Origin of the sequence: Micromonospora sp. NBRC 110038, from assembly GCF_020884815.1 — a bacterium.
Classification (GTDB): domain Bacteria; phylum Actinomycetota; class Actinomycetes; order Mycobacteriales; family Micromonosporaceae; genus Micromonospora; species Micromonospora haikouensis.
In genome coordinates this window covers 296,720-318,618 of the sequence record NZ_BBOL01000001.1, presented here as the reverse complement: position 1 = coordinate 318,618, position 21,899 = coordinate 296,720, and the positions used below count along the sequence as shown (strand labels likewise).

Here is a 21,899-nt window from a genome sequence, read left to right as displayed (position 1 = left end):
CTTATTGATCGGCCAGCGTCAATTTATAGCCTGTCGGGGCACCGCCGGATCCACCGTTTCGTCCGCGACGTTCAGCGGGTCAGCTACGGCTCCACTTCTGGCTGGCCGCCCCGGTGCAGTCCCAGATCTGGGTGCGCGTCCCGTTGGCCGTACCGCCGCTGACCAGGTCCAGGCACCGGCCCGAACCGACGGCGGTGATCGTGCCGTCGGCGTTGAACCGCCACCGCTGGTTGGACTGGCCGTTGCAGTCCCAGATGATCACCGAACTGCCGTTGGCGGTGGCACCGCCGTTGACGTCGAGGCACTTGCCGCCGAAGACCCGCAGCTCCTGAGCCGCGGTCGAGGTCCAGGCCTGGTTGCTCTGGCCGTGGCAGTCCCAGATGATCGCCGCAGCGCCGTTGGCCTGCGAGCCGCCGTTGACGTCCAGGCACCGGCCTGCGGTGGTGTTGCGCACGGCCGAGGTGCCGCCCGGCGGCGGGGTGGTCGGGCTGGCGGTGGGCGACGGCGTCGGACCCGTGCTGTCGAACTGGGTGAAGAACCGCCACACCTCGCCCTTGGTCCAGGTCCGGACACCACTGTCGCCGCCGCCGTCCACCGGGCCGGGGGTGTGGCCGCCGTCGAACGCGGCCCACACCACCGGATAGCCGGACCGGCAGCCGGAGTAGGTGGTGGTGACGTGGGTCAGGCTGCCCGCCCTAGGCTCGGGCGGGTTCTGCGCCGTGCACCCGTTGTTGCGCACGAACGTGTCGCGCAGGGACCGGCCGGCGGAGACGTTGAGCACCGGGTCCCCGATGCCGTGGATCCCCATGTAGGCGATCGGCTGGGTGCCGCCGCTGCAGCCGCTGAGCTGCCCGCCGGAGTAGACCGCGACAGCGCGGAAGACGTTCGCCCGGGAGCAGGCCAGGGAGTAGCTCATGCCCCCGCCGTAGCTGAAGCCGAGCGCGAACAGCTGCGTCGTGTCGACGCACAGGTCCGCCTCGATCTGCCTGATCATGTCGTCGACGAAGGTGACGTCCTGGCCGCCGGGGTTGGCCCAGCCGTTGCCGTTGCCCTGGGGCGCGACGAAGATCGTGCTGTTGTTCGCCTGCTGGCGCAGCCCGTAGTAGGACCAGGCCGCCCCGTCCGTCCCGCCGGAGTCGACGTCGTTGGCGGTGCCGCCGTTCCAGTGGAAGCCGAAGATCAACCGGTAGGGGTGGTTCCGGTCGTAGTTGTCGGGGATCCGCAGGATGAAGCTGCGGTTCTGGCCACCGCTCTGGATGGTCCGCTGGCCGCTGGTCAACGTGGGCGCCTTGCCGCACCCCGCGGTGGCCGCGGCCGCCCCGAGGCCCGCGGCCGACGCGGCTCCGCCCAGGCCGCCGGCCAGTGCCGTCGCGCTCGCGCCGGCGACGAGGATCGCCGCCGCCGCGATGGTTCCGAGAATTGGTCTGCGCTTCGCCATGATGGGCTCCTGCCACTCGGCATGGACTGATTCAGGTGCGGGGTCCACGGCGCTCCCCTGCCGCCGCTCCTGATGGCGCACACCGCTGGGGAGACGCCGGGAGAGGCACACGACGTGCCCGCGGTGCCCGGCTCCGCCTCCGCAGGCTCCATCTCCGGTCTCGCTGCCCATGCAGGACCAGATGGTCTTCGAATCGTCGACGGCATCCGTACCGCACGGAGCCGGACGCAGCCCGGACCGTCCGCTGGCGTCGAACCGATTCGGCAAGACCCTAGAACCATCGAGTGAGATATGTCAATGCCATGTCCGGCAGGTTGCGGCCCCGACAACCCCGTACGCTCAGTCCTCCCCCTCGACGAGCGCAAACCCGTGCCCCGGCAGACACCGCGCCCGGCACCCGGTCCGGAACATCCGGCTGCCTTCGGGCGCGCCCAGCGGATCGGGCAGGAAACGGGCCAGGGTCAGCTCCGGCCGGTCGAGGTACCCGACGGCCAGCATCGGGCCGGCCAGGAACAGCTCCCCGACCTCCCCCGCCGGCACGGGCCCGAAGCCGGCGTCGAGAACGTGCCACCGGTGCTGCGGCAACGGCGTCAGCACCTCGCCCCCCGGCACCACCGCCGCCATCATCGAGGTCTCGGCGAAGCCGAACAGTTCCATCTCGTCGACCCGGCCGGCGTTCCGGTCGATCCGCAGCGACCACCGTGCCGGCCCCGCCGTCTCGTCGTCCCGGGCACCCGCGCCCGGTGCCTGCGCCGCTGGCAGGAGCAGTTCCGCGCCGGTGAGCAGCGCGCGCGTCGCCGCCACCACGCCCACCAGCGGGCCCGTCGACGCCGGCACGCTAACCCGGTCCCCGTGGCCCGACGGCGGCAGGCCACAGGCGCCGGCCAGCCAGCTCAGCTGCGAACCACGCCACACCACACCCACCGCGCCGTCGGCCAGCGGCACCACCAGGGACGGCCCGGGCTCGTCCCCCGCCGGCACGGCCAGCGACTCCTCGGTGCGGCCGTTGGCCTGCCAGAACGCCCCGGTCACGCTCCGCCAGCGCTGCCGGACCACCGGCCACCCGCCGGGCGTCGCCGCCCCCGCCGGGGTCAGCACCAGCTCCGGCTGCGCCTCCCGCACCGCCGCGTCCGGGCGGCTGCCGACACACAGGACACAACTGGCTCCGGCGGCCAGCACCGCGAGGGCCGCCGCGACCAGGTCCTCGGCGCGTTCGCCGACGACGGCGACCCGCCGGCCGGGGCCCGCCCCGGCCGCGACCAGCCGGTCGGCGACGTCGTCGATCGACTCCCACAGTCGTCGGTAGGACAGCCGCAGGTCACCGACGCACAGCGCCGGCGCGTCGGGCTGTTCCCCCGCGGCCTTGCGGAGCAGACCGACGAGGCTGACGTCGGTGGCGAGGGAGCGGGTCGGGTCGCCGGCCCGCGCCACGCCGGTCAGCTCCGCCACCTGCCGGCCACAGGCCTGGATGGTGCCGGCGAACGGCATGGCCCGCCACCCCGCGGGCGGCCGTCGACCGATGGGCCAGACCGCGAAATCCCGGGCCTGGCTGACCACCAGTTGAAAGTAGCGGGACTCCCTCCACCCAGACATGCGGCGCTCCCAGTTCCGGAGACTGGCCCGGCATACACCCCGCCGGCGCGAGGCCGGGAGAACACCGGGCGAAACCTCGACGACATCCGACCGAACCAACCTAGGCGACGCCGGTCACGGCCCGGTCATGCCTCACGGTGCGCGCCGCGCGGGTCGTCAGCGGGCGCTGGGCCGGTCGTCCATCGGCTTGATCAGCCGGGCGGCGGTCGCCTTGCGGATCGCGTCCACCCGGGACACCGCCTGCAACTTGGCGTAGATGTTGGTGAGATGCCGCTTGACCGTGGCCTCGGTGATGAAGAGCCGGCTGGCGATCTGCGCGTTGCTCATCGCCTCCGCGGTGAGCCGGAGGACCTCCAGCTCCCGCGAGGTCAACGGCGTGCCATTCGTCCGCGGCTTCTGCCGGTCCAGCCGCTCCACCGTCTCGCGGGAGACCGCCAGCAGGACGCTCTGCGTGGGCCGGCGGACCACCGAGCGCACCGCGGCGACCAGGTCGTCCCGCAGGATCGTCTTGAGCAGGTACGCCACGGCGCCGGCCTCCAGCAGATCGTGCACCATGTCCGGGTCGTCGTGCATGGTCAACACGATCACCCGGGTCTCCGGTGCCACCCGTCGGGCCTGTCGGATCACCGCCGCCGCGCCCGGGCCCGGCATCTCCACGTCGAGCAACAGCACGTCCGGGCGCAGGCGCATCACGAGGGCCAGCGCCTCCGGGCCGGAGGACGCCTCACCCACCACCGCGAACTCAGGCTCGGTGGAGAGCATCTCCCGGATGCCGTCGCGCAGCAGGGTGTGGTCGTCGGCCAGGCACACCCGGATCTGGGACCGGTCCGCGTCGGTCACAGGCCCGCCTCGGCGAACGGGATCCGCACCTCGACCCGGGTGCCCTGCCCCGGCGCGCTGATCAGCTCGACCTGCCCGTGCAGCAACAGGGCCCGCTCGAACATCGACGGCAGGCCGCCCCGGGCGCGGTCCGGATCTGTCGTGTCGAACCCGCACCCGTCATCGACGACCGTGGCGGCCACCGCGTTGTCTCCCACGTCCACCGCGATGTCCACCCGGCTCGGCGCGGCGTGCCGTAACGCGTTGCGGGCGGCCTCCCGCAGGATCAGGTAGAGCTCCTCCAGCACGTCGGGCGGGAGCACCTTGAGATCGCCGTTGGTCACCAGCGAGAACTGCATCGGAGGCGGCACGTTGGCCTCCAGGTAGCCGCGCAGGGTGCGTTCCAGGCCGTATTCGCCCACCGAGCGGCGGAGCTCGGCGGAGAGGCCGCGCACCGTGCGGACCGCCTCGTCGAGCGACTCGATGGCCGAGTCGATCTTCGCGCGGGCCTGTTCCGGGTCGCGGTCGGCGTAGTGCCGGTGCAGGTCGAGCCGGTGCAGGGTGAGCCCCATCTCGTGCAGGACCCGGTCGTGCAGCTCGCGGGCGATCCGAGTGCGCTCCTCCTGCCGGGACGCCTGCAGCTTCTCCATGAGGAAGCCCACGTAGGACAGCGAGGCCAGCGCGACCCGGGCCATGATCGCCTCGTGCAGCGCGCGGCTGAGTCGCAGCGCCCCGGCGCTGTCCGTGGCCGGCAGGCCACGCGTGATGATCGGCAGCATCACCTCGAACAGCGTGGTCGCGGCGCGGAGCGACTGGACCGGGTGGATGCCGCGCCGGGCCCGGTCGGCACCGATGTCGACGGCGAACAACCGGGACTCGCCGACCAGGTCCATCGGTGGTGCGTCCGTCATGGACACCCGGGCCGCGACGTCGCTGAGCACCGCCTGCACCTGGGCCGCGAGCTGCGCCAGGACGTCTGGGCCGTTGGCCAGGTCACTTTCCTGTTGACGCAGTGAGTGTTGAAACGCTTCGACAATCTCGCGCGCCATCGAGGACAGTTCGGCCTCGGCCACGGGCTGCATCGCGTACGGATTCGCCACGGACCCCCCCGCTGTCTCGCCAGAGGCTACCACGGTAGCGCGCCTGTCGCGGAGCGTAGGCCCTCGGCGAACAGTGACGAAGATAACCGTCCACTGGCGACACTGCCGGTCGCCCGCCGGCCCCGTCGTCAGCCGGGGAACAGCCCCAGCACGCTCAGGTGCACGGCGTACTGGCTGGCCATGAAGAGCCGGTACGGGCGGCGCTGGAGCCACCGTCCGGTGGCGCCGGCCCCGGTGAGCAGGCAACCGACCACCCCCGTCGCGCCGATGGCCAGCACCACCGCCGGCAGGAGCAGCACCGGAGCCAGCACCAGGGCGCCCGTCAGCAGCACGCCGCCGGCCACCACCACCAGGACGGCCATCAACCGGCGGGCGGGCCGGTCGCCCAGCAGCACCGGCAGGGTGCGCCGGCCGGCCGCCCGGTCACCGGCCACATCGGAGAGGTCCTTGGTGGTGCCGCCCAGCGCCATCCACAGCGACATCGCCACCGACAGCACCACCAGCTCGGGACCCACCGGGCCGCCGGACGCGGCGGCCCCGGCCAGGTAGGTGACGATCCCACCCGAGGCGACCACCAGCACGAAGCCGAACATGTTGCCCTTCTGCGGCCGGGGACCGGCCGAGTAGAGCCAGCCGAGGGCCAGCATCAGCGCCACCAGCCCGGCCAGGCGCGCCGAGACCGCCGCCGCCGACACCAGGGCGAGCCCGGCCAGGGCCACCACGATCCGCCGGGCGACGCCGACGGGGAGCGCCCCGGTGGCGAGCGGACGCGGCGAGCCGTTGCGCCGGTCCTCCACCTGGTCGGACAGCCCGTTCAGCAGGTAGACGAACCAGGTCGCGCAGAGCCAGGCGAACGCGCCGACCAGCAGCGACCCGGGCCGGGTCAACACCGCCTGCGGGGCGGCCACGGCCGCGCCCGCGAGGAAGCGCAACTGGAAGACGACCTGGACGACGGGGCGGGCCTCCCGCCAGCTCGCCGCCACGTGCCGGCAGCCTTCCGCGACCGCCACCGACGACGGCCGTACGACACCGACGGACCGGGAGTACCGGTCGAACCGAATAACCGAGTGGTAGGTCATGTGAATATGGTGGGCGGGAAACGCGTTACCCGGTTCACCCGAGTCACTCACTTACGCCTACGACGTAGGTAGCAGGGCACCTACCACCTAACGCCACTTCCGTCGCCACATTGATAGCGCCACCTTGGCCTCCACCGCGCAGGCAATTTACGGTCGGCAGGGCACCCACAGCCCGTGAACGACAGAGCGTGGTGGAACACTATGTCAGACATCGCAGTCACGTCGAGCGCCGAACTGCTCGGCGGATTCCGGATCACCATCGACGGTCGCACCGTCACCAACTGGCGGGCCGGCAAGTCCCAGGCGCTCGTGCAATACCTGCTGCTGCACCGGGGCCGACCGGTCAGCCGGGACACCCTCCGCTCGGCGCTGTGGCCGCACCTGCCCCCGTCGGCGGGTGCCACCTCGGTGAAGGCCGCGGTGCACGGGGCCCGGCGCGCCCTCTGCCCAGCGGGCGAGCGGCACGCCGCGGTGCGGATCGCCTCGGTGGACGGCGGCTACCTGCTCGAGGCCGACCAGCTCCGGATCGACGTGGCCACCTTCGAACGCCGGATCGCCGCCGCCACCGCCGCGGTCGCCGCCGGCGACCGGTTGCTGGCCGCCGGGCACCTGCGGCGCGCGGTGGAGGTCTACCGGGGCGACCTGCTGCCCACGCAGGACGCGGAGTGGGCGGTGGCCGAGCGGGAGTGGTGCCGCGTCCGCGCCCTGCACGCCCTGCGGCTCCTCAGTGACCTGGCCCTGGAGTCCGGGGACTGGTGGGCCGCGATCCGCTGGAACCGCCGGGCGTTGGAGGTGGACCCGTACGACCCGGCGGCCTTCACCGTCCTGGCCGACTGCCACCGCCAGCTCGGCATCACGGCGGCGGCGCTGCGCTGGGACGAGCTCGCCCAGAGCCGGCTGGCGCAGGTGTGACCCCTGCAAGGACCGACCGCACACCCATGGAGGGAGCAGCATGACCATCACGATCCCGCTGGAGCACCCGGCCCCGATCCCGTCCGCACCGCCCCGGGCCGCCGGTGACCGGCTCTCGGCCGGCCCGCCGGTGACGGACCCGGCGCCGCCCGCCCGCAGCTCGCTGGGCAGCCGGTTCCGGCAGGCCCTGCACCGCGTCCGGCGAAACCTGCTGGCGGTGGCCGACGACTGCCCCCCGATCCTGCTGTACACCGCGCACCGCAACTGAGACCAGCCACACCGTCCCTGTCCGAGGGCGTTCCGCACGTCGTGCCAGACGTGCGGGGCGCCCTTTTTCTCTGCCGATTTCCCACTGCCGAGAAAGCCCATGCGCTGATGGTCGTAGATGCACCTTCCACCTTTGAGGAAATCCCACCCGAATGAGGATGCGCCACCTTGGCCGGAGGAATCGACGTCCCTAACGTCGTTGGCACCGGTATTCATCGACGTCGACCACGGCGTCGGGAGTGAGGGGGAGAGGCCGAATGGCCGCTGATGGGCAGAGAGTTTCGGTCGTCATACCGAACTACAACTACGAGAAGACGCTCGGTGCGTGCCTGGACGCCGTGTTCGCGCAGACCCACCGGCCGTACGAGGTCATCGTCGTCGACGACGGCTCCACCGACCGGTCCCGCGACATCGCGGCCCGGTACCCGTGCCGGGTGGTCGACGGCGGAGGCAACCGGGGCGTGTCGGCGGCCCGCAACATCGGCGCACGGGCGGCCACCGGCGACATCCTCTTCTTCGTCGACTCCGACGTGGCGCTGCGCGCCGACGCGATCGCCAACGCCCTGGCGGTGCTCGCCGCCGACCCGACCTGCGGCTGCGTGCACGGCACCTACGACACCCAGCCGCTCTACGACGACGGGCCGATCGAGCACTACAAGGTGCTGCACGCGCACTGGTGGCGGCGGCGCAGCGTGGGCCGGGTCAACACGGCGATCTTCGCGCTGGCCGCGGTGCGGCGGTCCGCGTTCCTCGCCGCGGGCCCGTTCCACGAGGAGCTGCGCGACGCCGAGGACGTCGAGTACAGCGAACGGCTCGCCCGGGTCACCGGCATCAGGCTCACCGACACCGTGGTCGGCCGGCACGACGACTGCGCCCGGTTCGGGGACATGCTGCGCGAGCAGTACCGCCGGTCGCTGCCGCTGGCGGCGTTCGCCGGGGCGCACCGCATGCGCGCCGGCAGCGTCGCGGTCAATCCCGCCCTCGGCGTGCTGGCCGCCCCGCTGGTGCTGGCCACCCTGCCACTGGGGCTGCTGCACCCGGCGCTGCTCGCCGTGCCGCTGGCCTGCTTCGGGCTCTTCCTGCTCGCCGACCCGGGGCTGCTGCCGTTCGTCCGGCGCGAGCGCGGCACGGCCTTCCTGGCCTGGTTCGTCGGCGTACACCTGGTGGCCCAGCTCGCCATCGTGGTCGGCGCGGCGGCCGGCCTGGTCGCCCGGCTGCGCGGCACCGGCAGCCCCCGCCCCCTGCCCCTCGCGGCGGGTCGGTGATGGGCCGGCGGCGCGTGTGGCGCACGGCGCTCACGGCGGTCTTCGTGGTCGCGGTGCTCGGCGGCGTCGCGGTGGCCCTGCGCGGGCAGGAGTGGTCGACGCTGGGCCGGCTGCTGCGGCCGGACACCGCCGGATGGCTGCTGGCCGCGCTGCTGGTCACCGGGGCCGGCCTGCTCTGCGGCATGCGGGCCTGGACGCTGACGCTGGCCTCGGTGGGTGCGGAGGTGCCGTCCCGCACCGGCGTACGGATGTTCTTCGTCGGGTTCCTCGGCAAGTTCGTCCCGGGCCGGCTGTGGGGCCTGCTGGCCCAGCTCCGGCTCGGCGACGCCGCCGGGGTCAGCCGGGGCCGGATGGCCGGCACCTACCTGGTGAACCTGGTCGTGGTGCTGCTGACCGGCGGCGCGGTGGGGCTCCTGGTGGCCCCGGCCGTGCTCGGCACCGGCGCCGGGCTGGCCTGGCTGCTCCTGCCGGTGGCCCTGCTGGTGGTGCTGGCCGTCCGGCCCGGGCTGCTCGACACCCTGGTCCGGCTGGCCGCCCGGGTCGCCCGCCGGCCCCAGCCGGCACCGCTGCACCGGCCCGCCGAGGTCCGACGCTCGATCGGGTGGCAGACCCTGTCCTGGGTGCTCTCGGGGGTGCACCTGTGGGTCGTCGCGGTGCTGCTCGGCGCGGACGCTCGCACCGCCCTGGCGGCGGCGGTCGGCGCGTTCGCCCTGGCCACCACCGCCGGCACGTTCGCCATCTTCGTGCCGGACGGCGCCGGCGTGCGGGAGGTGCTGGTCGTCGCGGCCCTGTCCACCGTCCTGCCCCTGCCGGCGGCGGTCACCGCGGCGGTGGCCAGCCGGGTGCTCAGCACCCTCGCCGAGGTGCTCACGGCGGGCCTGGCGCTGCTCACGGTCGCGGTCTCGGACCGGCTCGCCGCAAGGGGCCGCGCCGCCACCCCACCCGCCGGGGCGGACGCCCGGCTCACCCCGACCCCCGGCTGACCCCCACCGGGCGCAACCACCCCGACTCCACCACCACTGCCCCACCACCACCCCCGCCCCACCACCACCTCCGTGAAACCCCGCTGAGGAAAGGACCCCTCATGACCGAGCTACTGACCATCGACGACGCGGAGCAGCTCTCCGTCGCCGAGGTGCAGGACCTCTACCGCAAGCACGTCAACAAGAGCCAGGTCAGCCTGATGACCTCGTTCGGCTTCGGCCGGGAGCTGGTCGACCACGCCGAGGGCCCCTGGATCCACACCCGGGACGGCCGGCGGATCCTCGACTTCACCGGCGGCGTCGGGGTGCTCAACCACGGGCACAACCACCCCCGGATCCTGGCCGCCCGGCAGCGCTTCCAGCAGCAGCGGCGGATGGAGGTGCACAAGACCTACTTCTCGCCGTACCTGGCCGCCCTGTCGCACAACCTGGCCGCCGTGTTCCCCGGCGACCTCGACATGTCGTTCCTGCCGAACTCGGGCGCCGAGGCGGTGGAGGGCGCGGTCAAGCTCGCCTACAAGTACCACGGCGGCAAGCGCAACACGATCATGCGCAGCGACATCAGCTTCCACGGCAAGCTGCTCGGCTCGGGCAGCCTCACCGGCAGCTCGCAGAACCACTTCACCTTCCCCGGCATCCCGGGCGTGGTGAGCTTCCCGTACGACGACCTGGCCGCGGTCCAGGCGGCCGTCGACGCGACCCGGGACCGCCGGGGCAAGTGCGACGTGTACGCGATCCTCATCGAACCCTTCAGCGCCTCGACCATGCGCTGGTGCTCGGAGGAGTTCCTGCGCGGGCTGCGTGAGTTGTGCACCCGCGAGGACATCGTGCTCATCTTCGACGAGATCTACACCGGCTGGGGCAAGACCGGCACGATGTTCTACTTCATGCGCTACCCGGGGCTGATCCCGGACGTGGTGACCACGTCGAAGTCCTTCGGCGGCGGCAAGTCCTCGATCTCCGCGTACGTGGCCCGGCGGCCGATCTTCCACAAGGCGTACGAGAGCTTCAACGACGCGCTGCTGCAGAGCACCAGCACCACCTACTACGGCTTCGGCGAGGAGACGGCCACCGCGATCGAGGCGATCAACGTGGCGGTGGAGGAGGACTTCCCCGCCCGGGCCCGCGACATCGAGCGGATCCTGGGTCCCGGGTTGGCCCGGATCGCCAAGGAGCACCCGGACGCGGTCGCCGAGGTCCGCGGCGCGGGCGCCCTGTGGGGGGTGTTCCTCGACGCGCCGCGCGTGCTGGACCTGGTCACCAAGCTGGCGCCCAGCGGCCTGGCCAAGGACCCGCAGTTCGGCACGAAGCTCGTCACCTGCGCGGTCATCAGCGCCCTCTACCGGGACCACGACATCTACACGTACTACACGCTCAACGGCAAGAACCCACTGGTGGTCGGCCCGTCGCTGGTGACCGGCACGGCCGAGGTGGAGCACTTCCTCGACCGCCTGGACCAGACCCTCGCCCAGGGCCTGCCCCGGCTGGTCACCCGTTTCGTCAAGGAGAAGGTGTCGTCGCTGTGGTGAATCAGAACGCAAAGACGGTGGTGGTGACCGGCGGCAGCGGAATGCTGGGCGGGCACCTGGTGCGGGCGCTGGCCGCCGACGGCTGGCGGGTGCGCGGCCTGGACGTGCGCGACCCGATCGAGCCGGTGCGGGGCGTCGAGTACACGGTCGCCGACGTGCGGGACCGGGCCAGGGTCGGTGCCGCCCTGGCCGGCGCGGACGCCCTCGTGCACACCGCCGCCGCCCTGCCCAGCTACCCCGAGGACGAGATCCGCTCGATCATCGTGGGCGGCACGGAGACGGTGCTGGACGCCGCCGCCCGCGCCGGCACGGCCCGGGTGGTGCACGTCTCCTCGACCGCCGTGTACGGCCTGCCGAACGTGGTGCCCACCACCGAGGAGTACCCGCGCGAGCCGGTCGACCCGTACAGCCGGGCCAAGGCCGGCGCGGAGGAGGTCGCCGAGCGGTACCGCGCGGCCGGCATGGTCCTGCCGATGCTGCGGCCCAAGACGTTCCTCGGGCCGGGCCGGATGGGGCTGTTCTCGATGCTCTTCGAGTGGGCCGAGGAGGGCCGCAACTTCCCGGTGCTCGGCAAGGGCGACGTGCGGATCCAGATGCTGGCGATCGACGACCTGGTCGACGCGGTACGCACCGTGCTGCACGCACCGGACGACGTCGCCAACGACACGTTCAACATCGCCGCCGACCAGTTCGCCACCCTGCGGGAGGACTTCCAGGCGGTGCTGGACGCCGCCGGCCACGGCAAGCGCGTCGTCTCGGTGCCGGTGCGCCCCGCCGTCGCCGCGCTGGAGCTGCTGCAGCGGCTGAAGCTCTCCCCGGTCTACGGACGCCTCATCCACAAGCTGCGGGCCGACTCCTACGTCAGCGTCGACAAGGCCCGCGACGTGCTGGGCTGGACGCCCCGACTGTCCAACCGCGACGCCATCCTGCGCACCTACGACTGGTGGCGGGCCAACAACCGCACCGCCGCACCGACCTCGTCCGGCCGGACCAGCCGGGACCCCTGGAAGCAGGGCGCCCTCGGCCTGGCCAAGGCCATCTTCTGATCGGCACCGGAGGTAACCGTGACTGTCCTCGTCGACCCGCCGACCCTCGACCGGCCCGCCCCGGTCTCCCCCACGGCCGCCCTGTCCACCGGCTCCCGCGCCACCGACCGCAACCTGGTGCGTGACCTGATCACCCTGATCCGGCCGCACCAGTGGGCGAAGAACCTGCTGGTGGTGCCGCTGGTGCTGATCGACACCCCCCGGCTCGGCCTGGGTGTCCTCGGCCGGGTGAGCTGGGCGGTGCTGCTGTTCACCCTGGTCTCCGCGCTGGTCTACGTCTGGAACGACGTCTACGACCGGCACCGCGACCGGGCGCATCCCACCAAACGCAACCGGCCGATCGCCTCCGGCCGGGTGAGCGTGCCCACCGCGTACGCCTTCGGCGCCCTGCTCGCCACCGCGCTGGTCGCGGCGGTGGCGTTCGGACCGGCGTTCCCGTGGTGGCCGCTGGCGGCCTACCTGACGCTGAACGTCGCCTACAGCAGGGGGCTCAAGCACCTGCCGCTGCTGGACGTGCTCGTGGTGGCCGGTGGCTTCCTGCTCCGGGTGGTGCAGGGCTACCTGGCCGCCGGGGTCGCCGTGTCGAGCTGGCTGCTGATCGCCGTCTTCTCCCTCTGCCTGCTGCTCATCCTCGGCAAGCGGCGGCACGAGATGGCCGTCGGTGGCAGCGCCCACCGGCCCTCGCTGGCCGGCTACTCGGTCCAGTACCTGGACCTGCTGATCGTGCTCTGCGCCGCGGTCGCGATCAGCGGGTTCCTCGGCCACGTGCAGGCCACCATCCCCACCCCGTACCAGGCGCTGGCGCTGGTCGGCTCGACCCCGTTCGCGCTCTTCGCGGTGGCCCGCTACCTCCAGGTGGTGGTCGTCGACGGCGACGGCGGCGAACCCACCCGGGTGCTGCTGAAGGACCGGGCGATGCTGGTCAACGCCCTGCTGTGGGGCGTGCTGATCGGCGGCGTCCTGCTCGTCACCCAACACCCGGCCCTGCTCGCCCTCGCCCACTGACGATCCCGACCCACCTCACCCACCCCCTCCTGAGGAGACAGCCCCATGACGACCCCGACCGCGAACCCGCTGGTCTCGGTGATCATCCCGAACTACAACTACGGCAACTCCATCGGCAAGTGCATCGACGCCGCGCTGGGGCAGACCTACCAGCCGATCGAGGTGATCGTGGTCGACGACCACAGCACCGACGACTCGCTCGCCAAGGCCCGCCAGCGGCCGGTGACGGTGCTCCAGACCCCGCGCAACAGCGGGGTGGCCGTCGCCCGCAACACCGGCGCCGCGGCGGCCCGCGGCGAGATCCTCTTCTTCGTCGACTCCGACGTGGCGCTGCGCCCGGACGCGGTGCAGCTGGCGGTCGCCGAGCTGGCCGCCCACCCCGAGTACGGCGCGGTGTGCGGCATCTACGAGGAGGACCCGCTGATCCGCGACAGCGTCGTCGAGGAGTGCCGGGTGCTCCAGGCGTACTGCTGGCGGATGGCGTCCCTCGGCGAGGTCAGCTTCCTGTTCTCGTCGCTGACCGCGATCCCCCGCCGGGTCTTCGAGGAGGTCGGCCCGTTCAATCCCCGGCTGCGACAAACCGAGGAGGTCGACTACGGCGAGCGGATGTCGGCCCGCCACCAGATCATGGTCACCGACCGGGTCCGCGGCTGGCACGACGACGACGACGAGCTGTGGCCGCTGCTGCACAAGCTCTACCGCCGGGCCCGGCTGCGGGTGCCGTTGTTCGCCCGGCGGCGGCGCTTCGCCAAGGGCTTCGAGAGCCCGGCCCGCTCCTTCGGCACCGTGGCCGCCCTCGGCGTGCTCGCCAGCCTGCCGCTGGCCGTGCTGCACCCCGCCTGGCTGCTGCTCACCGCCACCTTGTTCGGCATCTCGCTGTCGGCGGACGCGGAGATGTACCGGCACGTGCGCCGCCGCAAGGGCCTGCCGTTCCTGGCCGTGTTCACCGCCGTCGCCTTCGGCACCAACGTGGCGATCGCCGCCGGCATCGCGGTCGGCGCCCTGCAGTGGCTGGTGTCCCGCGACTTCCGCCGGCTCTACGACGCCGACTGGTCGGCCGCCCGCACCCCGTCGTCCCCGACGATGGTCGGGACCACGGCATGAGCCTCCTGCTCGACCCCGTCCCCGGCGCGGCCACCGCCGCGCCGGGGACCCCCGGGGTCACCACCCCCGCCGCACCACAACGCCACGCCGCGGTCAAGCCGGGGTGGCCGCGCCGGGCCCGCTGGCTCGCCGCGCTCACCGCCTGCTGGGCGGTGTTCCTCCTGACGTTCCTGCTCCTCACCGGTGGGCACTGGTGGTGGCGTCCCGTCGAGCTGATGCCGCCGCTGGTCTTCGTCGCGGTGCCGCTGCTGCTGCTGGCCCTCGCCCCGCTGGCCCGGCCGGCGCGCGCTCGGCTCGCCGTCGCCGCGCTGTGCTGCCTGGTCATCGGCTTCGACGTGTCCGGCCTGAACCCGGCCGCGCTGTCCGGCGGGCCCACCCCGGCCCCGCCCGGCGCGGTCCGGGTGTTCTCCTGGAACACCGAGTACTGGTACGACGGGTCCGACCCGCAGCGCTTCCACGACTACCTGGCCGCCCAGCAGGCCGACGTCTACCTCCTCCAGGAGTACGTCGGCTGGGACCTGGACCGGCACCGGCCGGTCCGGGTGGACCACGTCGCCGAGCTGCGCCGGCTCTTCCCCGACTACCAGGTGGTGGCCGTCGGGGAGCTGCTCACCATGTCCCGCTACCCGATCGTGGCCTCGCGGGCCCTGGACGGGCTACCGTACCTGAGCGACCCGGTGCGACACGGGGTGCCGGCGGACTCGGACTTCGGCGACTACTACCGGCACAAGGTGCTCCGCACCGACCTGCTCGTCGACGGCCGGGTGCTCTCCGTCTACAACGTGCACGTGCCGGTGCAGCTCGACATCTCGATGGACCCCACCGACCCCGAGTTCACCGAGTTCATGCGGGCCCAGGAGGACCGCCGGCAGGCCCACTACTGGGCACTGCGGGCCGACCTGGCGGGCAACCGGAACGGGCAGCTCGTCGCCGGTGACTTCAACGCCACCTCGGCGATGGGCGAACTGCACGACCTCGCCGGTGGGATGACCGACGTGGCCACCTCCAGCGGCCTTCTCTACCCGGCGTCCTGGCCGGACAGCAAGCCGTGGTGGCGGCTGGACTGGGCGTTCGTGTCCGGCCCGATGCAGTCCCACGACTACCGGATGGTCGGTCCGCAGGGCCTCTCCGACCATCTCGGACAGCGGTTCACCGTCTCCCTCACCGGCACCGGCTGACCGGCTCGCGCGGCCACCGGCCGGCCCCGTCCCGCTCCCCCGCCCGGGGAGCGGGACGGGGTTTCTGCGTGGACAGACGGCGACCGGGCAGGGATTCCCCTGCCCGGTCGCCGACGCGGGTCCGGTTCAGCAGGCCTCGTCGAGGCGCTTGCGCAGCTCGGTCGGGAGGTCCAGGTCGACCGCGGCGAGGGCCTCGTCGAGCTGGGCCACCGAACTGACCCCGACGATGGGTACGATCGCCGGCTCCCCGCCGATCAGCCAGCTCAGCACCACCTGGTTCACCGTGACGCCCAGCTCGTCCGCCACCTCGCGCAGCGCCTGGAGCCGCCGCTCGGTGCCCGGGTGCTGGTAGTGCTCCGGCAGCGGCTTGTCCGACCGGGTGTACGAGCCCCACAGCAGGGTGCTGTACGCGAACATGGTCAGCCCCCGGCTGCGGACGAGGTCCAGCAGCTCGTCGCTGGCGTGCACGTGCCCGCCCTCGGGCAGCGCCGTCGCCGGGCGGGGCAGCAGGTACGAGTAGCGCTGCTGCACCGCCGTGTACGGCGTCCAGCCCTTCGCCTCGGCCAGCGCCCGGGTCTCGGCCAGCCGCCAGGCGGCGTGGTTGCTGGCCCCCAGCGTCCGCACCTTCCCCTCGGTCACCGCCTCGTGGAACGTCGCCAGGGTCTGCTCGTCGGGGGTGTCGCGGTCCTCCCGGTGCGAGTAGTACAGGTCCAGGTGGTCCACGCCGAGCCGCTGGAGCGAGCCGGCCAGCTGGGTGCGGATCACCTCCGGGGCGAGCCCCTCGGCCCCGCCGTGCGCGCCGGGCCCGGAGCCCACCTTCGACGCCAGCACCAGGCCGTCCCGGCCGCCCCGGCGGGACAGCCACCGGCCGAGCACCGTCTCGCTCTCGCCGCCGACCCCGCCGGGGACCCAGAACGAGTAGCAGTTGGCGGTGTCGATGGTGGTGCCGCCCGCCTCGACGAAGTGGTCCAGGATCGCGAACGAGGTCTCCTCGTCCACTTCGGTGCCGAACGCCATCGCGCCGAGGCAGAGCTGGCTGACCTGGATCCCCGCGCCGCCGGACAACTCGCGTTGCCTCATGAGTCCCTCCCAGAGTGTGACGGTCCGTCGCGCCCAGGATAGGGACGGCAACCCTCCGCAGGCCCGCTGCTGATCGATATCTACGACCTTCGGCGCAGGGTAGATGGCACCCAGGGCGCATCTGTGCCGACGGCGGACGTCGCCACCTTGTTGCCGCGGTTGCCGGCTTCCTACAGTCGCCGCAGGGCACCGGCCACAGCGGTGCGGTGCCCGGAAGGAGGATGACACCATGCGGGTCGGCCTGGTTCCCGGCGTGTGGTCGTACGGCCTCGGCTCGGTCTCCACCGTGCTCTCCGTGTACGAGGCGGTTCGCCTCGCGGGGCACACGCCGGTGCTGTTCGCCAGCCCACACTTCCGGCCCCTGCTGGACCGGCTGGGCGTGCCGGCGGTGCCGATCCCCGGGCCGGAGACCGCGCCGTACCCCGACGCGGCGACCGCCCTGCGCCTGGACGACCTGCTGTCCCGGTCCGCGTACGCCGACCCCGACCTGGTGGAGACCGTCCTGGCCGCGCAGTTGCGGGAGTTCCGCGCCCGCCGGGTGCAGGTGCTGTTCCACGACTACGACCTGACCACGGTGGTCGCCGGGTCGCTCGCCGGCATCCCCGTGGTCACCCCGGTCACCTGGCCGGACCACCGCCTCTTCGGGCGGGGCAGTGACGGCTGGGCGCCGGTGGAAACCCGGGCGCTGGCCGCGTTCCGGCCGGCGCTGAGCCGCAGCCGGGCACCGGAGCCCCAGTCCCTGTCGGAGGTGCTCTTCACCTGGAGCACCCGCCTGGTCTACCCGCTGGCCCCCGAGATGGACCCGCTGGTCGCGCGGCACAGCACCGGCGAGTACGTCGGCCAGCTCACCGCCGCGTCCCTGGACCGGCACCTCGTCACCGGGCCGGCGGACTGGCCCCGGCCGGGGCAGCGCGGGCTGCTGGCCTACACCAGCGGGCCGCCGTTCGACGCCGACTGGTACTACGAGCACTGCCTAGCGGCGTTCGAGGGCTCGGACGTCGACGTGCTGATCGCCTCGGGCAGCACCGGCACGGCCCCGCCCCGGGTGTCGCCGCAGGGCAACGTGCAGGCGTGGCCGCTGCTGCCGCTGCGCAACCTGCTCGGGCGGGCCAGGGCCCTGCTCTGCCACGGCGGCCGGGGCACGCTCGCCAGCGCGGTGCACGCCGGCGTGCCGCTGCTGGTCTTCCCCGGCGGGGACCCGGAACGCGAGTACTTCGCCGACATGCTGGCCCGCCAAGGGCTGGCCGCCAACTGCGGGGACGACGACTGGCGTCCGGAGCGGCTCCGGGAACTCGTCGACCGCGCCGGCAGCGTCCGGCCGTCCCGCCCCGGCCGGGCCGCCGCGCCGTCGACCGGTCCGGCCCGCGTCGTCTCGATCATGCAGGAACTGACCGCCGACCCGGTCCGGCTGTTGTCCCGCGCCGGCTGATTCCGCACCGACGTCCGACCGACAAGGAGAACGACCGATGACCGGGCACCCTGGTGACCATCCGATCGACGACCACTACGGCGACGAGCTGACCCTGCGGCTGTCCGCGGTCACCGACACCCGCGCCCTGGACGACGGTGAGGCCCTGCACACCTTCATGCGCGACCTCGTCGCCCGCATCGGCATGACCGTGATCGCCGGGCCGCTGGTGGCCAGCGAGGACGGCCCGCCGCACCAGGCCGGCAAGTCGGCCGTGGTGATCCTCGCCGAGTCGCACGCCGCCATCCACACCTATCCGGGGCTGCGGGAGGTGTTCGTGAACATCTTCTCCTGCAAGCCGTTCCGCGAGGCCGACGTGCTCGACGAGCTGGCCGGGCTGGTCGGCGGGTTCGAGATCAGCGAGCGGTCCCTGACCCGCCGGGGTGAGAACTGGCCCCGTGCGCTCGGGCCGGCGGCCCGGCTGTGGCGCAGCCAGCGGCTCGCGGCGGTGGGTGCCTGACGGGCGGCGCGCGGCGCGGGGTGGTTCCGGAAGTTTCGAGGATCCGGATCCGGATCACCCCTGCCCGCCCCGCGAGGGCGCATGACCATGCGGAACGCGATCCGCAGGCGCCACGGCCGGCCCGCCGGAGGCCGCCCTCGGCCCGCGCCCCGGGAGGAACAAGTTTCGGGAATATTTCGGAAAATCGTTGACAGACCCAAATTCGGCGTCTTACGTTCGTCATCGACGGTTCTCAATGCTGTCGATGTCACCCCCCGCGACCCCGTCCCGGTCGCACCCGAGGACCGCCCGCCCACCGTGTGGTAGGACGCCGAACGACCGGCTGCCGCGCCTGGCCGCCGACAGCCCGCCGGGTCGCACCGCGGCGCTGGCCACCACCAGCTGTCACGAGGAGGAACACGCTAATGAACCACACCTCGACCAGACCGCGAAGGGGCAGCCGACTGCGGCTGCTCCTCGGCGCCGCGTGCGCCGCAGCGCTGGCCGTCACCGGCACGTTCATCGCCTCGCCCAACGCGTACGCCGAGGCCGACCGGACGCTCACCTCCAACCTCACCGGCACGCACAACGGCTACTACTTCTCGTTCTGGAAGGACAGCGGCAACGCCAGCATGACGCTGCGCGCCGACGGCCGCTACAGCAGCAGCTGGGACAGGAGCACCAACAACTGGGTCGGCGGCAAGGGCTGGGCCACCGGCACCCGACGGACGGTCAGCTACTCGGGCAACTACAACCCGGGCAACAACAACACCTACCTCGCCCTGTACGGCTGGACCCGCAACCCGCTCATCGAGTACTACGTGGTGGAGAACTTCGGTAGCTACAACCCGAGCAGCGGCGCCACCAGGCTGGGCACGGTGACCACCGACGGCGGCACCTACGACATCTTGCGCAGCCTGCGGGTCAACGCCCCGTCGATCGACGGCAACCAGACGTTCTACCAGTACTGGAGCGTCCGCCAGAACAAGCGCAGCAGCGGCACCATCACGGTCGCCAACCACTTCGACGCCTGGGCCCGCGCCGGCCTGAACCTCGGCACCAACCACAGCTACCAGATCATGGCCACCGAGGGCTACCAGAGCAGCGGCAGCTCCGACGTCACCGTCTGGGAGGGCGGCGGGAGCAACCCCACCACCGGTCCGACCAGCGGCCCGACCACCCCGCCCGCGGGCGGCAACTGCACCGCGGTGCTGTCGCCCGCCGAGCAGTGGGGTGACCGGTTCAACCTGAACGTGGCGGTCAGCGGCACCAACAACTGGGTGGTCACCCTCGGCCTCGGCGGGGGCCAGAGCATCCAGAACAGCTGGAACGCCTCGGTCAGCGGCACCACCGGCACCGTCACCGCCAGGCCGAACGGCAACGGCAACAACTTCGGCATCACGATCATGGCCAACGGCAACTGGAACTGGCCGACGGTCACCTGCCGGACCGGCTGACCCCGGCCCGGACGAACCGAGCGGGTGGCGTGCCGGCCGAGCCGGCGCGCCACCCGTCGCCGTACGCGGCACGCTCACCCGGTCGGCGTGGCCCTGGTCTGCAGCCCGACCCGCAGCGCCTCGACGACGAGGTCGAGCAGCTCCTCCCGGTGGGAGACGCCGCCGGGCACCAGGCGGAGCAACTCGGCACCCACCCGGCTGAGCAGTTCGTCGGCGAGCGGCGCGATCGCGGTCACCGAGCCGGCGAGAACGTGCAGCACCTCGGTCAGCGGGGCATCCGGCCGGCTCGCGACTCTCGCGGCCAGCACCGCACGGGCGCCCCGGACGCCGAACGCGCCGTCCGGGCGCGGCAGGAGGACTCCGCTGTCGATCAACGGGCGGGCCAGGCTCGGGTCGGCGCGCAGCACCTGGTCGATCGTCCGCTCCGGCAGGATGAACTTGCCGATCACCCCGTCCGGGTCGAGCAGGGCGCAGATCGTCTCCAGGGAGAGGCCCCGCCCCTGCAGGAGCGCCACGGTCCGCATCCGGTTGAGGTGGGGAAGGTCGTAGTAGGGCGTCCTGCCGATCCGGTTCGGCGGCTGAAGCAGCCCACGGGTGTGGTAGGAGCGGATGGTCCGTGGGGTGAGCCAGACCTCGGCCGCAAGTTGATCAATGGTCATCAATATAATCCCCTGCCTCCACTCGTTGCCGCAACAGCCCGGCATCCAGGTGACGGCCGGCCGGTGAGCCTCGGCCCGCCCACTTTCTTCCGAACTGCGGCATCAGGTCCGAGAGATCGACGGATCACCGGTCGTCCGCACGGACCCACCGATGCCGACGGAGAGGTCCGGACATCCCGCCGGACCCACACCGAGTGGCTTACGCCGGAGCCCGTCGGACGACATTCCCCATCCCCCGGACCGTGATTGTGGCAGCGCCGCTATAAGCAAAACATAAAGGGTTCGACAGGCGTTCGTCGCGCGCGTCGGCCTACGCATGGACGCATGCCGCCAACCGGCCGAGCCGACGATACCCGTAAGGCACCCGGGCCGAGCACAACGCGTCACTCCGCGCCACCCCGACCGGGATGTTCGTGATGCATACCTGGTGGCGCTTCGCGGGCCTAAAGAGGTTCTGCGACGCAATGCCACTTCTGTGGTCACACGCGGACACACCCGGCCCGAGCCGCGACAGCCTCCGGCCAGACGGACGAAGCCGGCACCGAGCCATGGCACCTGGCAGGAGAGACCCGCCGTACGCAGCCGGCCCAGCGTGCGCGCCGTCGAATTCCCACGCCCCAACGATTAACCAGGCGGCGTCAACCCCGGCGGGCCGATTATCCACGCCGAGCAATTTGTGCGTCGCCCGGCCGCCTGCGCCAACCGGGAATCCAGCCGCCCCTGCCGCCGTCGCCAACTCCGCCCCGGCGTCCGAGAATTCACCCCCATTGAATCCGCTCGTCGAATTGGATACACCACCAGCCACCCACCGAACAGTTGTCGGTCGATGGGTTGAAAGGAGAAGCAGACCAACCCTTCGGACCATCCCCGGAGGATGATCGGCTGAGCAGAGAATCGCCTACACATTCACCTTGCCCCATGTCGTGGAAAGGATCGCTTCCATTTATTTGAGCCTCGCCGGTTGCTGCCGATGCTTGTCGGTGTCCGTCCCCCACGAGGGCTCCATGGAGGTCCCAGGATGAACGTTCCGACCAAGCTCCGGCGCGACGGCCAGAGCATCCGCACTCTTCTGCTCCAGCTGACGCTGGCGGTAGCGATGATCTTCGCGGCCACCGCGGTGGCCGCGCCCGCCCAGGCCGGTCCCAAGACGGCGCCCACCACCAGCACCGAGGCCGCGGTCGGTTCGGCCGCCGCGCCGACCGCCGTGCCGTCCGGGGCCAAGGTGCTCGGCAAGGACTCGGTGTTCGGGCCGGCGGCGTCCTACAGCTACAACGTGTACTACTACCCGCCCAACTACGTCGAGGCCTACTACACCGTGTACTCGGGAGCGGTCAGCTTCGGCGTGTACTGCTCGGCCTGGGGCTGGGTCGACGGCCCCTACGTCGGGGTCGGCTCCTGGGTGAGCCGCGTCGACTGCGGCGCGTACGGGCCGGCGACCGCGTTCCGGTTCCAGACCATCGGCTGATCCCGAACCCGCT

General features: G+C 72.3%; 20 protein-coding genes. 13 read left to right on the top strand and 7 right to left on the bottom strand.

Translation table 11 applies throughout. The features are described from left to right. Positions 1-79: 79 nt before the first annotated feature. From LPU61_RS01400 to LPU61_RS01380, 5 genes are all read right to left on the bottom strand, one after another. On the bottom strand, positions 80-1,438 hold the full coding sequence (locus LPU61_RS01400; protein WP_229403838.1) for a lectin: 1,359 nt from the start codon (positions 1,436-1,438) through the stop codon (positions 80-82). A gap of 339 nt (positions 1,439-1,777) precedes the next feature. Beyond that, positions 1,778-3,031, bottom strand: coding sequence for an AMP-binding protein (locus LPU61_RS01395; protein ID WP_229403836.1), 1,254 nt, complete (start codon positions 3,029-3,031; stop codon positions 1,778-1,780). Between the two features lie 156 nt (positions 3,032-3,187). After that, positions 3,188-3,871, bottom strand: a complete 684-nt coding sequence (locus LPU61_RS01390; RefSeq protein ID WP_043962047.1) for a response regulator transcription factor — start codon at positions 3,869-3,871, stop codon at positions 3,188-3,190. Next, a complete protein-coding gene (locus LPU61_RS01385) occupies positions 3,868-4,950 on the bottom strand; it encodes a sensor histidine kinase (protein WP_229403835.1) in 1,083 nt (360 codons plus the stop codon). The genes LPU61_RS01390 and LPU61_RS01385 overlap by 4 nt, the downstream gene beginning before the upstream one ends. 128 nt (positions 4,951-5,078) lie before the next feature. After that, the gene (locus LPU61_RS01380; RefSeq protein WP_229403833.1) at positions 5,079-6,029 is read right to left on the bottom strand and encodes a UbiA family prenyltransferase; all 951 of its coding nucleotides are present in this window, start codon (positions 6,027-6,029) and stop codon (positions 5,079-5,081) included. Between the two features lie 201 nt (positions 6,030-6,230). Between LPU61_RS01380 and LPU61_RS01375 the strand changes: the two genes are divergently transcribed. From LPU61_RS01375 to LPU61_RS01335, 9 genes are all read left to right on the top strand, one after another. Beyond that, entirely contained in the window at positions 6,231-6,941 is a 711-nt protein-coding gene (locus LPU61_RS01375) for a BTAD domain-containing putative transcriptional regulator (protein ID WP_229403831.1), read from the top strand. A 40-nt stretch (positions 6,942-6,981) separates the two neighbouring features. Continuing rightward, the gene (locus LPU61_RS01370) at positions 6,982-7,209 is read left to right on the top strand and encodes a hypothetical protein (protein ID WP_043962046.1); all 228 of its coding nucleotides are present in this window, start codon (positions 6,982-6,984) and stop codon (positions 7,207-7,209) included. A gap of 256 nt (positions 7,210-7,465) precedes the next feature. Beyond that, positions 7,466-8,473 (top strand): glycosyltransferase family 2 protein, encoded by a 1,008-nt coding sequence (locus LPU61_RS01365; RefSeq protein WP_043962045.1) that lies wholly within the window; start codon positions 7,466-7,468, stop codon positions 8,471-8,473. After that, positions 8,473-9,456, top strand: coding sequence for a lysylphosphatidylglycerol synthase domain-containing protein (locus LPU61_RS01360; RefSeq protein ID WP_229403830.1), 984 nt, complete (start codon positions 8,473-8,475; stop codon positions 9,454-9,456). The genes LPU61_RS01365 and LPU61_RS01360 overlap by 1 nt, the downstream gene beginning before the upstream one ends. A gap of 200 nt (positions 9,457-9,656) precedes the next feature. After that, positions 9,657-10,985, top strand: a complete 1,329-nt coding sequence (locus LPU61_RS01355; protein ID WP_198956460.1) for an aspartate aminotransferase family protein — start codon at positions 9,657-9,659, stop codon at positions 10,983-10,985. Beyond that, positions 10,982-12,031 (top strand): NAD(P)-dependent oxidoreductase, encoded by a 1,050-nt coding sequence (locus tag LPU61_RS01350; protein WP_082106380.1) that lies wholly within the window; start codon positions 10,982-10,984, stop codon positions 12,029-12,031. The genes LPU61_RS01355 and LPU61_RS01350 overlap by 4 nt, the downstream gene beginning before the upstream one ends. A gap of 18 nt (positions 12,032-12,049) precedes the next feature. Further along, positions 12,050-13,036, top strand: coding sequence for a UbiA prenyltransferase family protein (locus LPU61_RS01345; RefSeq protein WP_229403828.1), 987 nt, complete (start codon positions 12,050-12,052; stop codon positions 13,034-13,036). A gap of 45 nt (positions 13,037-13,081) precedes the next feature. Continuing rightward, entirely contained in the window at positions 13,082-14,140 is a 1,059-nt protein-coding gene (locus LPU61_RS01340; RefSeq protein ID WP_229403826.1) for a glycosyltransferase family 2 protein, read from the top strand. Further along, positions 14,137-15,318: an endonuclease/exonuclease/phosphatase family protein gene (locus LPU61_RS01335; RefSeq protein WP_229403824.1), complete on the top strand. Its 1,182-nt coding sequence runs from the start codon at positions 14,137-14,139 to the stop codon at positions 15,316-15,318. Before LPU61_RS01340 ends, LPU61_RS01335 begins: the two co-directional genes overlap by 4 nt. A 126-nt stretch (positions 15,319-15,444) precedes the next feature. Here LPU61_RS01335 and LPU61_RS01330 read toward each other — a convergent pair whose 3' ends face one another. Next, positions 15,445-16,398, bottom strand: a complete 954-nt coding sequence (locus tag LPU61_RS01330; RefSeq protein ID WP_229403822.1) for an aldo/keto reductase — start codon at positions 16,396-16,398, stop codon at positions 15,445-15,447. 229 nt (positions 16,399-16,627) lie between these two features. Between LPU61_RS01330 and LPU61_RS01325 the strand changes: the two genes are divergently transcribed. From LPU61_RS01325 to LPU61_RS01315, 3 genes are all read left to right on the top strand, one after another. Beyond that, complete coding sequence (locus LPU61_RS01325) at positions 16,628-17,827, top strand: nucleotide disphospho-sugar-binding domain-containing protein (protein ID WP_229403821.1); 1,200 nt, start codon at positions 16,628-16,630, stop codon at positions 17,825-17,827. A 37-nt stretch (positions 17,828-17,864) separates the two neighbouring features. Continuing rightward, positions 17,865-18,326 (top strand): S-adenosylmethionine decarboxylase family protein, encoded by a 462-nt coding sequence (locus LPU61_RS01320; protein WP_043962040.1) that lies wholly within the window; start codon positions 17,865-17,867, stop codon positions 18,324-18,326. Between the two features lie 404 nt (positions 18,327-18,730). Further along, a complete protein-coding gene (locus LPU61_RS01315; RefSeq protein WP_043962039.1) occupies positions 18,731-19,762 on the top strand; it encodes a glycoside hydrolase family 11 protein in 1,032 nt (343 codons plus the stop codon). A 74-nt stretch (positions 19,763-19,836) separates the two neighbouring features. Here the strand turns inward: LPU61_RS01315 and LPU61_RS01310 are convergent, their stop codons facing one another. Further along, a complete protein-coding gene (locus tag LPU61_RS01310) occupies positions 19,837-20,421 on the bottom strand; it encodes a MerR family transcriptional regulator (RefSeq protein ID WP_043962038.1) in 585 nt (194 codons plus the stop codon). Between the two features lie 1,018 nt (positions 20,422-21,439). On the opposite strand from LPU61_RS01310, the gene LPU61_RS01305 reads away from it, so the two are divergent. Next, a complete protein-coding gene (locus LPU61_RS01305) occupies positions 21,440-21,886 on the top strand; it encodes a hypothetical protein (protein WP_043962037.1) in 447 nt (148 codons plus the stop codon). Positions 21,887-21,899: the final 13 nt, after the last annotated feature.